The 15,615-nt window shown below is 71.3% G+C and carries 11 protein-coding genes; 8 read left to right on the top strand and 3 right to left on the bottom strand.

What is annotated here, in order from left to right; genetic code table 11:
• Positions 1 to 4: 4 nt before the first annotated feature.
• Positions 5 to 1,393, bottom strand: a complete 1,389-nt coding sequence (locus tag ACZ6KF_RS10335) for an MFS transporter (RefSeq protein WP_469238055.1) — start codon at positions 1,391 to 1,393, stop codon at positions 5 to 7.
• A gap of 218 nt (positions 1,394 to 1,611) precedes the next feature.
• On the opposite strand from ACZ6KF_RS10335, the gene ACZ6KF_RS10330 reads away from it, so the two are divergent.
• Both ACZ6KF_RS10330 and ACZ6KF_RS10325 read left to right on the top strand, forming a co-directional pair.
• On the top strand, positions 1,612 to 1,818 hold the full coding sequence (locus ACZ6KF_RS10330; protein WP_469238053.1) for a hypothetical protein: 207 nt from the start codon (positions 1,612 to 1,614) through the stop codon (positions 1,816 to 1,818).
• Between the two features lie 24 nt (positions 1,819 to 1,842).
• Positions 1,843 to 2,937, top strand: a complete 1,095-nt coding sequence (locus ACZ6KF_RS10325; RefSeq protein ID WP_469238050.1) for a baeRF3 domain-containing protein — start codon at positions 1,843 to 1,845, stop codon at positions 2,935 to 2,937.
• A gap of 296 nt (positions 2,938 to 3,233) precedes the next feature.
• On the opposite strand, the gene ACZ6KF_RS10320 is transcribed toward ACZ6KF_RS10325, so the two are convergent.
• Positions 3,234 to 4,766, bottom strand: coding sequence for an alanine/glycine:cation symporter family protein (locus ACZ6KF_RS10320; RefSeq protein WP_469238048.1), 1,533 nt, complete (start codon positions 4,764 to 4,766; stop codon positions 3,234 to 3,236).
• Positions 4,767 to 5,436: 670 nt separating this feature from the next.
• On the opposite strand from ACZ6KF_RS10320, the gene ACZ6KF_RS10315 reads away from it, so the two are divergent.
• Together ACZ6KF_RS10315 and ACZ6KF_RS10310 are read left to right on the top strand one after the other, a co-directional pair.
• A complete protein-coding gene (locus ACZ6KF_RS10315) occupies positions 5,437 to 5,967 on the top strand; it encodes a DUF4396 domain-containing protein (RefSeq protein ID WP_356630170.1) in 531 nt (176 codons plus the stop codon).
• Positions 5,968 to 6,116: 149 nt separating this feature from the next.
• The gene (locus ACZ6KF_RS10310) at positions 6,117 to 7,139 is read left to right on the top strand and encodes a LacI family DNA-binding transcriptional regulator (RefSeq protein ID WP_356630168.1); all 1,023 of its coding nucleotides are present in this window, start codon (positions 6,117 to 6,119) and stop codon (positions 7,137 to 7,139) included.
• 244 nt (positions 7,140 to 7,383) lie between these two features.
• On the opposite strand, the gene ACZ6KF_RS10305 is transcribed toward ACZ6KF_RS10310, so the two are convergent.
• Complete coding sequence (locus ACZ6KF_RS10305) at positions 7,384 to 10,158, bottom strand: glycosyl hydrolase (RefSeq protein WP_469159388.1); 2,775 nt, start codon at positions 10,156 to 10,158, stop codon at positions 7,384 to 7,386.
• Between the two features lie 372 nt (positions 10,159 to 10,530).
• Here ACZ6KF_RS10305 and ACZ6KF_RS10300 point away from each other — a divergent pair, with 372 nt between their 5' ends.
• From ACZ6KF_RS10300 to ACZ6KF_RS10285, 4 genes are all read left to right on the top strand, one after another.
• The gene (locus tag ACZ6KF_RS10300; RefSeq protein WP_356635164.1) at positions 10,531 to 11,829 is read left to right on the top strand and encodes an ABC transporter substrate-binding protein; all 1,299 of its coding nucleotides are present in this window, start codon (positions 10,531 to 10,533) and stop codon (positions 11,827 to 11,829) included.
• A 104-nt stretch (positions 11,830 to 11,933) separates the two neighbouring features.
• Positions 11,934 to 12,896 carry a carbohydrate ABC transporter permease gene (locus ACZ6KF_RS10295; RefSeq protein WP_356635162.1) on the top strand — a complete coding sequence of 321 codons (963 nt, stop codon included), beginning with the start codon at positions 11,934 to 11,936 and terminating at the stop codon, positions 12,894 to 12,896.
• Positions 12,893 to 13,795, top strand: a complete 903-nt coding sequence (locus tag ACZ6KF_RS10290; RefSeq protein WP_356635160.1) for a carbohydrate ABC transporter permease — start codon at positions 12,893 to 12,895, stop codon at positions 13,793 to 13,795. Before ACZ6KF_RS10295 ends, ACZ6KF_RS10290 begins: the two co-directional genes overlap by 4 nt.
• Positions 13,796 to 13,945: 150 nt before the next feature.
• Positions 13,946 to 15,349, top strand: a complete 1,404-nt coding sequence (locus ACZ6KF_RS10285) for a GH1 family beta-glucosidase (RefSeq protein ID WP_356635158.1) — start codon at positions 13,946 to 13,948, stop codon at positions 15,347 to 15,349.
• Positions 15,350 to 15,615 lie beyond the last annotated feature (266 nt).

The following is a 15,615-nucleotide window of genomic DNA, read 5'->3' as shown; positions in this document are numbered from 1 at the left end:
GGCATCACACGGTGCGGGCGTCCGCCTTCCGCGCCGTCGCCGCCGCGTCCTCCACGGACGCCGGGACGACGTCGGCGAGATCCCGGTTGCGGGTCTCCTTCGCCGCCGCCACGGCCACGATCGTCACCAGCGCCGCGGCGATCACGTACAGCGAGATCGGCGTCGAGCTGCCGTAGTCGTTCAGCAGTGCGGTGGCGATCAGCGGGGCGGGCGCACCGGCCGCGACCGAGGCGAACTGCGCGCCGATGGAGGCGCCGGAGTACCGCATCCGCGTCGCGAACATCTCGGAGAAGAACGCGGCCTGCGGTGCGTACATCGCCCCGTGCAGCACGAGGCCCACGGTGACGGCGAGCAGGAGACTGCCGAAGCCGCCGGTGTCGATGAGCGCGAAGAACGGGAACATCCACAGTCCGACGCCGGCCGCGCCGATCAGATAGACGGGACGGCGGCCGATCCGGTCCGACAGCGCGCCCCACAGCGGGATGACCGCGAAGTGCACGGCCGACGCGATGAGCACCGCGTTGAGCGCCGTCTGCTTGGAGACGCCGACCGAGGTGGTGGCGTAGACGAGGATGAACGCGGTGATGACGTAGTAGCTGATGTTCTCCGCCATGCGGGCGCCCATGGCCACCAGGACGTCCCGCCAGTGGTGGCGCAGTACGGCGACGAGCGGCATCGTCTCCGCCTCCGCGGTGGCGTCCGCCTTGCGCGCCTCGGCCGACGCGAGCGCCTGCTGGAAGACGGGAGACTCGTCGACGGACAGCCGGATCCACAGACCGACGATCACCAGCACACCGGAGAGCAGGAACGGAATGCGCCAGCCCCAGCTGGTGAACGCGGCGTCGGACAGCACGGCGGTGAGCAGCGACAGCACGCCCGTCGCCAGCAACTGCCCGGCGGGCGCGCCCGTCTGCGGCCACGACGCCCAGAACCCGCGCCGCCGCGCGTCCCCGTGCTCCGACACCAGCAGCACGGCGCCGCCCCACTCGCCGCCGAGCGCGAAGCCCTGCACCAGCCGCAGCACCGTCAGCAGCACGGGTGCGGCGCTGCCGATCGTCGCGTGCGTGGGCAGCAGACCGATCGCGAAGGTCGCCCCGCCCATCAGCAGCAGGCTCAGCACCAGCAGCTTCTTGCGCCCGAGCCGGTCGCCGTAGTGCCCGAACACCAGAGCGCCGAGCGGCCGTGCGGCGAAGCCGACCGCGTACGTCAGGAAGGACAGCAGCGTGCCGACGAGCGGGTCGGACTCGGGGAAGAACAGCTTGTTGAAGACGAGCGCCGCGGCGGAGCCGTACAGGAAGAAGTCGTACCACTCGATGGTCGTCCCGATGAGGGACGCGGCGACGATGCGCTTGAGATTGGACGGGGCCGGCGGAGCGGCTGCGGGCGACGACATCGGCACCACTTCCTGGCGTTTCGACGGGGACGGTTGTTTGTCGCCACACCGTAGGAATCCGCAGGTCAGGCGCACATGTGGTGGGACAACATAGTTCGGGGGTTGGCTATGCGCGTGGCCACCATGCCGACGTGGGGAGAGGCGGCTCAGGGGGCAGTGGTGGTCGAAACGAACGCTGTCCCGGATGCGGGATTCTGACCGAGCACCAGGAGATCCGCGTGCCCGTGGACGTCGGCCGTGGTGCCGACGAAGGGCGAGGGGTGTACCGGGTGCACGTCTGGGGGTGCGTGCACCGCAAGGTCGACGCCTTCCTGCTCCACGGCTCTCTGCCGGACCGCGGCGGCTCGTGCGGCGCGGAGGAGAGGACGAGTGAACGGCGGCGCGCATCGCAGCGTTTCGCCGTGAACATCCCGAATGCCCAGTAAGCGAATCGGACCTATGGTGCTGTCATGGAGCACTCACTCAGCCCTGCGGCCCTCGCCGAGCTGCGCCGCCCGCGCCCCTACCCCGCCGTGTCGGTGCTGACCCCGACGCACCGGCGTGAGCCGGACAACGCCCAGGACCGGGTGCGGCTGCGCAATGTGGTGGCCGAGGCCAAGCGGCAGTTGGAGGCCGACCCGGCGGTCACCCGCGAGCGGCGCGCCGACGTGGTCCGCGAACTCGACGAGGCCCTCGGAGAGGTCGATCTGACGTACGCCGAGGACGGTCTGGTGATCTTCGCGGCGCCGGGCGAGCACCAGGTGTGGTCGCTCGCCCGCCCCGTGCCCGAACGCGTGGTGCTCTCGGACACCTTCCTCACCCGCAACCTGGTCTCCGCGCAGGCCACGGAGCGGCCGTTCTGGGTACTGTCGGTCTCCGCCGACCGGGTCGCCCTGTGGAACGGCGGCGGGGGCCGGGTCGCCGAGGAGCACGTCGGCGGCTTCCCGCTCACCCGGCGCGAGCGGGACTTCGACCCCGAGCGCCAGGAGCGCCAGGGCGACACGCCGAGCAGCTACCGCGACGAGGACACCCGGCACTTCCTGCGGGAGGCCGACGCCGCGATGGCGCGGATCCTGCGGGACAGCCCGCGCCCGCTGTACGTCACCGGGGAGCGGGCGGCGCTGTCCCTGCTGGAGGAGGTCGGCACCGTCGCACGGGACGGCGTGCACGTCCCGCACGGCGGCCTCGCGCACGGTTCGCCGGAGGCGGTGTGGCGGGCGGTGCGGCCGCTGGTCGCCGCCGAGGAACTGAAGAACCTCGACGCCGTGACCCGGGAGTTGGAGGCGGCCCGCGGTCAGCGGGAGTTCGCGGCCGGCGTGGACGAGGTGTGGCGGCACGCCCAAGAGGGCCGGGTGCGGCTGCTGGCCGTCGAGGAGAACTTCCGGACGACCGTGCGCGACGACGGCGGCCATCTGGTCCCTGCCGGGAGCGAGGACCTGGACTCCCGCGAGGACATCGTGGACGAGATCGTCGAGCGGTGCCTGGACACCGGCGCCGAGGTGCGTTTCGTCCCCGACGGCGCCCTCGGCAACGCCGGCGGGATCGCCGGCGCGCTGCGTTACTGAGACGCCGCCCGTCACCAGCGCCTGCGCGGGGAGGCCGCCGCCGACGGCCTGGGCGACCATGTGGCGCCGGTCGGCATCATGCCGATCGCGGCCGAGCCCGGGCGGTTCGCGGCCGTCGCGGCGTACGACCGCGCCGGTGCGCGCTGCGGCTTCTCCCTCCGGGCGGGGCCCGACGCCTGCGGGAACATATGCCGGGGCATGACGAGCGGGCCCGCCACACCAAGGCGCGAGGTGTGTACGGGCCCTCCCTCGACCTTCGGCCGGGGCGCCCCCGGGGAGCCGGGCCGCGGGAACGGTCAGACGGTGGTCTTCACCGACTCCTCGTTCGTGTCCTCAGTGGTCTCACCGGCGTTGCGGGCGCGGACGAACTCGAGGAAGGAGTTCAGCTCGCGCTTGACGACAGGGGCGAGGAGGTAGAGGCCGATGATGTTGATGACGGCCAGCATGAACAGCACGGCGTCGGCCATGTCGATCAGGGTCTGGAGCGTCAACAGCGAGCCGGCGACGGCGAACAGGGTGTAGAGGACCTTGAACGTCAGCTCGCTGCCCCTGCTGCGGCCGAAGAGGTGGGTCCAGGCCTTGAGGCAGTAGTAGCCCCAGGTCAACACGGTGGAGATGGCGAACAGCAGCACCGCGACGGTGAGGATGTACGGGAACCACGGCATCACCGTCGCGAAGGCGTCGGACGTGATGGTGACACCGCCGATGGACTCGCCCGCGCGCGCCTCGGCCCAGCTCGCGGGGTTGGCGATGACGATGGTCAGCGCCGTCATGGTGCAGATGATGACGGTGTCGATGAACGGCTCCAGCAGGGCGACCAGGCCCTCGCTCGCCGGGTGCTTGGTCTTGACCGCGGAGTGGGCGATCGGGGCGGAGCCGAGACCGGCCTCGTTGGAGAACGCGGCCCGCTTGAAGCCGATGATCAGTGCGCCGAGCACACCGCCGGCCACGCCCTCGGGGTTGAAGGCGCCCTCGACGATGGTGGCGACGGCCGCCGGGACGGCCGTGACGTGGAACAGGATGACGACCAGGCAGGCGGCGATGTAGATGCCCGCCATCGCGGGGACGAGCTTGCTCGTGACGTTGGCGATGGAGCGGATCCCGCCGAGGAGCACGATGCCGACGAGCGCGGCGACGAGGACGCCGAAGAAGACCGCGCCGGCGGAGGAGCCCAGCATGCCGTCCTCGCCGCCGGTGACGGACACCAGCTGCGCGTAGGACTGGTTCACCTGGAAGAGGTTGCCGCCGAAGAGGCCGAAGAACAGGACGAAGAAGGAGGCGAGGAGCGCGAGGACCTTGCCGAGCTTCCTGCCGTTCTTGCCGAAGCGGTCCGCCAGGCCCTTGGGCAGGTAGTGCATCGGGCCGCCGGAGACGGTGCCGTCGGCGTGGACCTCGCGGTACTTCACGCCGAGGGTGACCTCGACGAACTTGGTGGCCATGCCGAGCAGGCCGCACAGGATCATCCAGAACGTGGCGCCGGGACCGCCGATCGAGACGGCGACGGCCACACCGGCGATGTTGCCCAGGCCGACCGTGCCGGAGACGGCGGCGGTCAGGGCCTGGAAGTGGTTGACCTCACCTGCCGACCCCTTCTCGTCGTACTTCCCGCGGACCACGTCGACGGCGAGCCTGAACTTGCGGATCTGGACCAGTCCGAACCAGGCGGTGAAGACCAGACCGGCGACGACGAGCCAGGCGACGATGAGCGGGAGCTCCGTACCGGCGACCGGGACGGAGTAGAAGACCACTTCCCCGAGCCAGGTGGCTATGGGCTCGAAGAATCCGCTGACGGCCTCGTCGACGGATGTGGTGAGGGAGTCGAGTGACACGGTGGTTACCTCGATGGCGCAGGACCGGCGCATGAGTCTGCGCCGGCGGGATGTGCGGTCTTGGAGCGAACTCCGTTGTCCGATCGGCGACCCCGGGGCCATGCTCGACGGACTCGAAGCGTGATCACCCTGGTCGTGCTGCCGACGCGCGTCGGCGGCTCCGCGCTGTGACGAGGGGTGGTGCCACCTGCGGAGTTGCGCTGTTCTACCACGACCTTTACGACTTCTTTAGTGATGCACATCACATAACCGCGAGTAGTCCTCGAAAGTCCCAGCGAGCGCAATCAGACCGTTATCCGGAGAGCCCGGTCCGTTCACCGGACGGCTCTGTGCTCCGTCGGCTTTTTGCCGTGCGCCTTTCGCCTCCCCGGGGGCGCCGAGCGGGGGTCCTTGCCGGACGAGGGGCCGCGGCGGTCGCCGACTGCACCCCCGCTCACCGTCCCGAACGCACGGCGCGCCGCCGGGCGTGGGGGAGAAGTGGCGGTCCTGTGCCCGGCCCCGCGCCGGCGATCGTCCGGCTCCGAATCCGCGAGGCGCTCGGCGAGACCACTCGGCGTGCCCGGGGAGGCGGAATCGCCGCATCTCAGCATCGCCGTATACCCCCAGGGGGTATATAGTGGCGGTGTGGCCGCCACCGGCCACACTGGAAGTCGAATGGGGATGAAAGGTCATGGACCACAGCGCGCACCACGCCGGGGCCGCCCCCGCGGGCGGCAACGGCCACCACGGTCACCACGGCCGCATGGAGCACGGCGGCCGGGGCGGGGGCGCTTCCTGGTCGACGGCGGTGCGGGCGACGCTGCACTGCTTGACCGGGTGCGCCATCGGCGAGATCCTCGGCATGGTCATCGGCACCGCCCTGCTGTGGGGCAACGTGCCCACCATGATCCTCGCGATCACGCTGGCCTTCGTCTTCGGCTACTCGTTCACCCTCTTCGCGGTGATCCGCGCCGGGCTCTCCCTCAAGGCCGCGATCAAGGTGGCGCTGGCCGCCGACACCGTCTCCATCGCGGTCATGGAACTGGTCGACAACGCGATCATCGCCCTCACGCCGGGGGCGATGGACGCGCACCTGTCCGACGGGCTGTTCTGGTCGGCGCTGCTCGGCGGCTTCGCCGTGGCGTTCGTGATCACCACGCCGGTCAACAAGTGGATGATCGGCCGCGGCAAGGGCCACGCCGTCGTCCACGCCTATCACTGACCTCGCGCGCTGTTCCCGCGCTCGTCGATGTGACAGCCGCAATCATTTGGGAGCGCTCTCACGGCTCGCCGTCTGCGTCTATTGTGGTTGTACAGATCCAGCCAGATCCCTCGCAGAGCGATCGCAGACGCACAAAAGGAGCGCCCGCCTTGCCGGAGCAGACCGTGAGGCCCCGTCCCACGCTGGAAGCCGTCGCGGCGCGCGCCGGCGTGTCCCGTGCGACGGCCTCGCGGGTCGTCAACGGGGGCGCGGGCGTGCGTCCCGCGCTGGTCGACAAGGTGCGCCTGGCGGTCGAGGAACTGGGTTACGTGCCCAACCACGCGGCCCGCACCCTGGTCACCCGGCGCAACGGCGCGGTGGCGGTGATCATCGCCGAGCCGGAGTTCCGGGTCTTCTCGGACCCGTTCTTCGAGCAGCAGATCCGGGGCATCAGCCGGGAACTGACCGCCCATGACGCGCAACTGGTGCTGCTGTGGGCGGAGGGCTCCGGCGATCACGAGCGGATCGGGCGCTATCTGGAGGGCGGGCACGTCGACGGTGCGCTCGCCTTCTCCCTGCACGACGACCGGCTGCCGGCGCTGATCGCCCGCACCGGCGTTCCGGCGGTCCTGGGCGGCCGGCCGGCCGCGGGCGACGGTCTGACCGTGCCGTTCGTGGACTGCGACAATCGCGGCGGCGCGCGGGAGGCGGTGCGTCACCTGGTCTCCCTGGGCCGCGGGCATGTCGCGCACATCGCGGGCCCGCGCGACCAGACGTCGGCGGTGGACCGGATCCACGGTTACCGCGACGTCCTGGTCGACGTCGACCCGCAGCTGCTGTGCCAGGGCGACTTCACCGAGGCGAGCGGCGCCCGCGCGATGGCCGAGCTGCTGGAGCGGCGGCCCGAGACCGACGCGGTCTTCGCCGCCAACGACACGATGGCCCTGGGCGCGCTGCGCACCTTGCGTGAGCGCGGGCTGCGGGTGCCGCAGGACGTGGCGGTGGTCGGCTTCGACGACATGGAGCCCGTGGCCCTGGCCGCGGATCCGCCGCTCACCACGGTCCGCCAGGACATCGAGGGCATGGGCCGGATCATGGTCAGACTGCTCATGCGGCTGCTGGACGCGCCGGGCGGCGACGTGCCCGACTCCGTGATCACCCCGACCACCCTGGTCCGCCGGGCCTCCGCCTGACGGGACCCGGCCGGCCGGCTCGCGGGGGCACGGGCAGGGGTGTGCCGGCCGGAGGCCGAGGGGCCGAGCCCGCAGCCCCAAGACTGCCTGCCCGGTCCACCCGGTCCCCGTCCGCACGACGCGCGGGCACCTGGAGCCTCGTCCCGCAGCGGCCCACCGTGGACGTCCGTCCGCACGACAACGGCGGGCACCGGGCCGGAGCCCGGTGCCCGCCGTCACTCACTGTGCCGGGGCGGTGCGTGCGTCACTCGTAGGGGATGACCACCACGGACGTGTCCGTGCCGGTGCGCAGGCGCGCGTCCGCGTTGCCGATCGCGCTCCACACCTCCAGCCGCACCGTTCCCCCGCGCAGGTTGCCGAGGGCGCCCGTGGCGGACTTCAGGCCGCGGGCCTGGCTGTACTCCTCCCAGCCCGTGACCGGGTCGGTGGCGAAGTAGTTGTACGTCTCGATCCGGTCGAAGGTGCCGTCACCGGTGAGGTCGTAGCTGACGCGGGCCTGCTGGCCGAGGCCGACCGCGGTGCCGGCGTCCACCGGGAGGCGGAAGGCCGTGGACGCGCCGCTCTTGAGGGTGGCGTTGACGCCCTTGACCTCGTAGACGAGCGGCTTGTTGGGCGTTCCGTCGTAGTTGCGGCCGCCCGCGGAGGGGATGGTGTCGCTGCCGGCCGTGGCGCCGGTGGCCGTGGTGAGCGTGCCGCCGGTGCGGAGCTGGAAGGTGTTGCCGGTGGACGGCTCGGGGTTCTGGCCGCCGGAGTCCGTGCCGGTGCCGGTCGCGGTGGACCGCGCGGGCACCGACAGTGTCTTGCCGTCGGAGAAGGTGACCGTGCGGGCCGTGGAACCGTAGTTGTGGGCGGCGTAGGTGCGAACGCCGTTCTTGCTGAACACCGCGGACGTGGGAAGGTCGCCGGTGACCGAGGGGTCGGGGGCGCCGAGCGCGTCCAGGGTGGTGATCCAGTGGTAGGTGTGGGCCTTGGACTCGCCCTGCTCCGGGGTGTATCCGGCGTTGCCGGCGTCCCACTTGGACTTCGCGGTGGCCGGGTCGGCCAGCGACTCGAACTCCCAGAGGATGTCGCGCCATTCGACGGCGGGGCCGCCGTTCTCGCGCTCCAGCTCGGCCAGGTTGCGCCGGATCGCCGCCTTGTGGCCGCCCAGGTGCAGGGATCCGCCTGCGGTCACGGGCAGGACGTTGATGCCGTGGATCTCCTCGGGGTTGGCGGTCCACCAGGTGGAGTAGGACCCGCCGCTGCCCCAGACCATGCCCACGGTGTCGTGGGTGAAGGAGCCGGGGAAGACCTGCTGGTCGGCGTCGAACCAGTACTGCGCGATCGCCTCGCCCTCGGTGGCCAGCAGGTAGCTGCCGAGGTCGCGCAGGGCGGTGTCGCCGGTGGCCGAACCCCACAGCACCAGCGCCGCGCTGAGGTTGGTGGACTCGGAGGAGGACTCCTGGTTGTTGCCGGCGGCGAAGCCCTGGTGGCCGGAGGCCCAGCTGTGCCCGGCGTAGACGTCGAAGCCGCGCAGGAACGGGAAGGCGCTGTCGCTGCGGCTGGGGTTGGCGCTGTCGCGGATCAGGGTCTTGACCATGCCGCCCCAGGCGGAGTCGGCGGCCCAGGCGGCGTCGTACTGGGCGACGATCGCCGCCGCGTAGACGTAGTAGCCGTAGTGGAAGTGGTGGTCGTTGAGCTCCGCGTCGCTGCCGTAGGAGGCGGGGTAGCCGATGAGGGTCTTCCACGCCTTGTCGTAGGAGAATTCGCTCGCGCCGCCCGCGGTGAACCACTCCTGGAGCCGGCCCTTGAGCAGGCCGATGAACTTGTCGCGGACCGCGGTCTCACCGATCTGGTCGGCGAGCGGCACCAGCTGGGCGAGCTTGCCGAGCGCCTTGCCGGTCCAGTAGGTGTCCGTGGCCCCGCTGAACGGGTCGGACGCGTTGGCGACCTCGTTCAGGTACGTGCGCAGGCGGGCGGTGTCGACCGCGCTGTTCCTGGGCAGGCCCGGTAGGACCGGGGCGACCTTCTGCCGGGTGGTGAAGGACGCGCTCTCCCTGACCTTCATGGTGCCGCGGGGAGAGACATAGGTGTACGGCGTCAGGGCGTCGGTTGTGTGGAGCCACTGGTGCCGGTACAGGGCCTGGAGGGTGCCGCGCTCGGTGCCCTCCTTGGCCTCGGTCGTGAGCTTGTAGGTGGCGCTGACCGTGCCGCCGGAGGTGCTCCAGTCGACCTGCGACCCGGTGACGAAGCTGAACGCGTACTTGCGGAACGTCGCGAGCGCGTCGGTGGAGGGCAGCACGGCGACGGAGAAGTAGTCCTTGCCGCCCAGGCCCGCGGTGATCGTCGTGCCGGAGACGTTCCAGTCGGTGCCGGTCGGCGAGAACAGGGCGTAGTGGTGACCGCCGACCGTGATGCCGAGGACGTTGCCCTGGTCGGAGAAGACGCTCGGCGTGGCGGCGGTGGTGATCTGGGCGTTGCCGCCGGTGCCCTGGGCGTAGACGAAGGGCAGGCCGTGGCCGATGGTCGTGCGCAGGGTGCGGGCGCCGTCGGACCAGTAGGGGGTGACCGTCCAGTCGGACCAGGAGTCGGCCTTGGTGTCGGGGGAGTTGAGCCCGCTCAGGCCGAGGGTGAGGTCCCGCTTGTGGGTGTACTCGTACTGGCGGCCGTCGCCGACGATGGCGGGGCTGGTGGGGTAGCCGACCTCCAGTCCGCCGGAGACGGCCTGGTAGGTGAGCGGGTGGCCGTACATGGGGGTGGAGTACGGGTTGTCGCCGTAGCGCTGGAAGGCCAGCGAGGACCACCAGTCGTTGGTGGGCACGGGCTTGCCCTGGGCGGCCTGCGTGACCTTGGGGGTGACGGGCGTGCCGGTGTTGGTCGTGGGGCCGGTCGTGCCCGACGGCCGGGTGTCGGAGTAACTCCCGGCGCCTACGGTGATGGTGGCGGCTGCCGCGGGCGTGGCGGCCGGGCCGAGGCCGACGCCGGCCAGTGCGGCGGCGAGGACCAGTGCGGCGGCCGGCCGTGGTCGGGGAGCTGGCATGGGGAACACCTCATGTCATCGCGGGTGACGGGGACTCGTCGGCGGCACTGCCGCGGGGCCACCGGCGGGCGCGGTCTGGCGCCCTGGGGGAGTGGTGGAACCGCAACGGAACCGTCGGTGGGGCGAGTTCGAGACCCCGGCCTGAGAGCGCTCTCAGGTGGGCGAAACGTAAGACTCCTGAAATCCGCTGTCAATAGATCGCGCACGCCTTGGATGCTATGGGTGCAAACCGGATATTCCGGTGCGTGGCCGCTTCGTTGCCATTTCAAGACTTGACGGGACGCTGGACGGGCGGGCACGCTCCCCCCACGTTTTGAGAGCGCTCTCAAGAACCGCGGCGCTCGTTCCACCCCGGAGCCAAGGAGGCTTCCCATGCCCATTGCCCGAGCCGCCAAAAGGGCCACCGTCCGTCTGGGGGCGGTCGCGCTCGCCGGGGCGCTCCTCGCCGCCTGCGGAGGTTCGTCGGACAGCGCCTCCACGGCCGACGGAAAGGTCACCATCACCGTCGACCTCTTCGGCTCCTTCGGCTACAAGGAGTCCGGGCTCTACGCCGAGTACGAGAAGCTCAACCCGGGCGTGACCATCAAGCAGACCGACACCGAGGACGAGGCCGACTACTGGAAGTCCCTCCAGACCCGCCTCGCGGGCGGCGGTGGCCTCGCCGACGTCCAGGGCATCGAGGTCGGCCGGATCGCCTCCGTCGCCCAGCAGCAGGCCGACAAGTTCGAGGACCTGCGCAAGTACGGGGCCGACAAGCTCAAGGGCGAGTTCGCCGAGGCCAAGTGGGCGGCGGCCACGGGCGCCAACGGCGAGGTGCTCGGCCTGGGCACCGACGTCGGCCCCGAGGCGATGTGCTACCGCACCGACCTCTTCGAGAAGGCCGGCCTGCCCACCGACCGCACGGAGCTGGCCCAGAAGTGGTCCACGTGGGAGGGCTACCTGGACCTCGGCAGGCAGTACCAGAAGAAGGCCTCGGACAAGAGCGCCTGGATCGACAGCGTCGGCAGCCTCTACTCCGTCATGATCGGTCAGGAGAAGGAGCGGTACTACGACGCCTCCGGGAAGCTGATCTGGGAGACCAACCCGGCCCTGAAGGAGGCCTGGAACACCTCGGTCGAGGCCGCGCAGGACGGGCTGAGCGCGAAGCTCGACCAGTGGTCGCCGCAGTGGAACCAGGCCTTCGCCGCCGGCTCGTTCGCGACCCTGCCCTGCCCCGCCTGGATGCTCGGCTACATCAAGGGCCAGGCCGGCGAAGCCGGCAAGGGTACCTGGGACGTCGCCGCGCTGCCCGGCGGCGCGGGCAACTGGGGCGGCTCCTACCTCGCCGTGCCCCGGGCCGCGAAGAACAAGGAGGCGGCGTACAAGCTGATCGCCTGGCTGACCGCGCCCGAGCAGCAGGCCAAGCTCTTCCAGAAGCACGGCAGCTTCCCGTCCGCCACCGGCGCCATCGAGAAGATCGCCGACGCGAAGGACCCCTACTTCTCCGACGCGCCGATCGGCCAGATCTTCGGTGACGCCGCCAAGGAATCCCCCGTCCAGGTCCTCGGCGTCCACGACCAGAACGTGAGCCAGCAGATCACCAACGCCCTGAGCGAGGTCGAGCGCAAGGGCCTGGCCCCCGACAAGGCGTGGGAGAACGCCAAGAAGGGCGTCGCGAACATCATCGGCTGACCCGGGAAGCCGCCGCCGGGCCGGGCGCCGTCCGGCCCGGCGGCGGCCACCGGCCTGCCGAAGCCACCCCGCACCCCTGTTCCGACCACCCGAAGGGCCGCACCGTGACCCTCACCGCCTCTGCCCCACCGGCCTCGCCGAAGCAGGCGGCGCCGTCCGGGCCCGCCGCCGCCCGGCGGGCCTGGCAGAAGTTCTCCCCCTACGCCTACATCGCCCCGTTCTTCACCCTGTTCGCCGCCTTCGGCCTCTTCCCGCTGATCTACACGGCGTTCGTGTCGCTGTACCGCGTGGAGCTGCAGACCCCCGGCGACATGCAGTGGCGCGGCCTGGACAACTACACCGCGCTGCTCCAGGACGACTACTTCTGGCTCGCGCTGCGCAACACGTTCACCATCGGCGTGCTGTCCACCGTGCCCCAGCTGGTGATGGCGCTCGGGCTCGCGCACCTGCTCAACTACAAGCTGCGCGGCCGCACCTTCCTGCGCACCGCCATGCTGCTGCCGTACGCCACCTCCGTCGCCGCGGCGACGCTGGTCTTCGCCCAGCTGTTCGGCCACGACTTCGGGCTGGTCAACTACGTCCTCGGACTCGTCGGCATCGGCCCCTTCGACTGGCAGACCGGCACCGTCGCCTCCCAGATCGCCGTCTCCACGATCGTCATCTGGCGCTGGACCGGCTACAACGCGCTGATCTACCTGGCGGGCATGCAGTCCATCCCCGCCGAGCTGTACGAGGCCGCCGAGATGGACGGCGCCTCGCGGTGGCGGCAGTTCTTCCACGTCACCCTGCCCGGACTGCGCCCCACCATCGTCTTCACGGTCGTCGTCTCCACCATCGGCGCCACCCAGCTGTTCGGCGAGCCGCTGCTGTTCGAGGGCTCGATCTCCGGCGGTATCTCGCACCAGTACCAGACGCTCGGCCTCTACATGTACGAACAGGGCTGGGGCTTCTTCCACCTCGGCCGCGCCGCCGCCGTGGCCTGGATGATGTTCCTGCTCATCGTGGTGCTCGTCGGGGCCAACGCCCTCGTCGCGCGCCGCCGCTCCCGCAAGGAGGCCGTCCGATGACCGCACTGGCCACCCCGCCGGCTGCACCGCCCGAGCGCCCGACTCGGGCGGAGCGCCCGCGGCGCCGCTCCGGCGCGGGCCGCACCATGCAGGGCGGAAAGCTCGCCTACGCCATCCTGATCATCGCCGTGCTGGTCTCCGCGTTCCCGTTCTACTGGACGATCGTGGCCGCCAGCCGCTCCAACGCCGACATGGCGCGGGTGCCGCCCTCGCTGCTGCCGGGCCCGAACCTGATGCGCAACTTCGAGGCGGTGCTGGAAGAGGCCGACATCGGCAAGGCGCTGCTCAACTCGCTGATCGTGTCCGGCTCGATCACCGTGGGCACCGTGCTGTGCTGCACGCTCGCCGGGTTCGCCTTCGCCAAACTGCGCTTCCGGGGACGGGGCGCCCTGCTCACGATCACCGTGGGCACCATGATGATCCCGCCGCAGCTGGGCGTCATCCCGCTGTTCATGCTGATCGCCGAACTGCAGTGGGTCAACCAGCTCCAGGCGGTGATCCTGCCCGGCCTCGTCTCGGCCTTCGGCGTCTTCTTCATGCGCCAGTACCTGGTGCAGTCGCTGCCGGACGAGCTGATCGAGGCGGCCCGCGTCGACGGCGCCTCCACCGCCCGGATCTTCTGGTCGATCGTGGTCCCCGTCGCCCGGCCCGGCATGGCCGTCCTGGGCCTGCTCACCTTCATGGCCGCCTGGAACGACTTCTTCTGGCCCATCGTCGCCCTCTCCTCCTCCGAGCCGACGGTCCAGGTCGCCCTGCGCCAGCTCGGCGGCGGTTATGTCCACGACCAGTCCGTCATCATGGCCGGCACCCTGCTCGGCACGCTGCCGGTGCTCCTGGTCTTCGGCCTGCTGGGCCGGCAGATCGTCGGCGGCATCATGCAGGGCGCCGTCAAGGGCTGACGCGCGCGTCACGCCATGCCGCCCCGCGCCGGCCGTCAAAGGCCGACCCGCGCCAGGCCGCCGCCCCGCCCCGCGCCACCGGCATCGCGCGGGCCACGGCCGCCGCACCCCACCACCCGAGCCCCCTCACCACCTTGGAGCCCCCACCTCATGACCGCGCTCGACGCACGCCCCCACACCACCGCGACGCTCACCTTCCCGGCCGGCTTCCGCTGGGGCACCGCCACCGCGGCCTACCAGATCGAGGGCGCCGCCACCGAGGACGGCCGCACCCCGTCCATCTGGGACACCTTCAGCCGCACGCCCGGCAAGGTGCGCAACGGCGACACCGGCGACATCGCCGCCGACCACTACCACCGCGTCGACGAGGACGTCGCCCTCCTGCGCCGCCTCGGCGTCACCGACTACCGCTTCTCCATCGCCTGGCCCCGCGTCCAGCCCACCGGCCGGGGCCCCGCCGTCCAAAAGGGCCTGGACTTCTACCGGCGGCTCACCGACGAACTGCGCGACGCCGGGATCCGGCCCGTGGCCACCCTCTACCACTGGGACCTGCCGCAGGAGCTGGAGGACGCGGGCGGCTGGCCGCACCGCGAGACGGCGTACCGCTTCGCCGAGTACGCGGGCCTCATGGCCGAGGCGCTCGGCGACCGGGTGGCGACCTGGACCACCCTCAACGAGCCCTGGTGCGCCGCCTTCCTCGGCTACGGCAACGGGGTCCACGCGCCGGGCCGCACCAGCGCGCTCGCCTCGCTGCGCGCCGCCCACCACTTCAACCTGGCGCACGGACTGGCCGTACGGGCGCTGCGGGCCGCGCTGCCCGCCCCGGCGGAGGTGTCGCTGACACTCAACCTCCATGTGGCGCGCGCCCACACCGACGCGCCCGAGGACGTGGACGCGGCCCGCCGGATCGACGCGGTCGGCAACCGGATCTTCCTCGACCCGGTCTTCCACGGGCGGCTCCCCGCAGACCTGGTCCGCGACACCGCGCAGGTCACCGACTGGTCCTTCGTGGCCGACGGCGACCTGAAGACGGCCTCGGCCCCCATCGACTCGCTGGGCGTCAACTACTACTCGCCCGCCATGGTCGCGGCCGGCACGTCCGAGTCGCCGTCCCCGTGGGCGGGCGCGGAGCAGCACGTGCGCTTCGTGCCCCTGCCGGGGCCGCGTACGGCGATGGACTGGCCGGTGGACGCCGACGGACTGCACGAACTGCTCGTGCGGCTCAGGGACGACCTGCCCGGAACGCCGCTGCTCGTCACGGAGAACGGTGCCGCCTACGACGACTACGCGGACCCCTCCGGCGAGGTGAAGGACCCCGAGCGCGTGGCCTACCTGCACGCCCATCTGGCCGCGGTGCACCGGGCCATCGCGGACGGCGCCGATGTGCGGGGCTACTTCCTGTGGTCGCTGCTGGACAACTTCGAGTGGGCCTACGGCTACAGCAAGCGCTTCGGCATCGTCCACGTCGACTTCGCCACCCAGCGCCGCACCCTCAAGTCGAGCGCCCGCTGGTACGCGGACGCCATCGCGCGAAACGGTGTGCCGGCCCTGTGAGACCGGCCGCGTAACGACAGCTCACCACGCCGTCGACAACCCCGGGACCAAGATGAACTGATGGGCGCTCAACTGCCCGGTACGGGGCGGTGACCATCGCCGCGGGCGCCCCCTGCCAAGGCGCCGGCGGCGACCGGGAGCGGGTGGACCGACACCGTCGGTCCACCCGCTCCCGGCTTTCCGCAGCGGACCGGACGGCGCCGACCGCTCGCCGCGGATCTCCGCCTGCGTCGGCCCGCTCGCGGCGGACTCGGCTGAACCGATTA

This window comes from Streptomyces sp. NPDC046379, from assembly GCF_055587785.1.
The sequence above is the reverse complement of the archived record's forward strand: the minus strand, read 5'-3'. Positions and strand labels throughout refer to the sequence as shown.

Coding starts and splice junctions, on each gene's coding strand:
- ACZ6KF_RS10315 (WP_356630170.1), top strand. CDS start 5,437: ATGGACCACAGCGCGCACCACGCCGGGGCCGCCCCCGCGGGCGGCAAC.
- ACZ6KF_RS10300 (WP_356635164.1), top strand. CDS start 10,531: ATGCCCATTGCCCGAGCCGCCAAAAGGGCCACCGTCCGTCTGGGGGCG.
- ACZ6KF_RS10325 (WP_469238050.1), top strand. CDS start 1,843: ATGGAGCACTCACTCAGCCCTGCGGCCCTCGCCGAGCTGCGCCGCCCG.
- ACZ6KF_RS10285 (WP_356635158.1), top strand. CDS start 13,946: ATGACCGCGCTCGACGCACGCCCCCACACCACCGCGACGCTCACCTTC.
- ACZ6KF_RS10335 (WP_469238055.1), bottom strand. CDS start 1,393: ATGTCGTCGCCCGCAGCCGCTCCGCCGGCCCCGTCCAATCTCAAGCGC.
- ACZ6KF_RS10305 (WP_469159388.1), bottom strand. CDS start 10,158: ATGCCAGCTCCCCGACCACGGCCGGCCGCCGCACTGGTCCTCGCCGCC.
- ACZ6KF_RS10290 (WP_356635160.1), top strand. CDS start 12,893: ATGACCGCACTGGCCACCCCGCCGGCTGCACCGCCCGAGCGCCCGACT.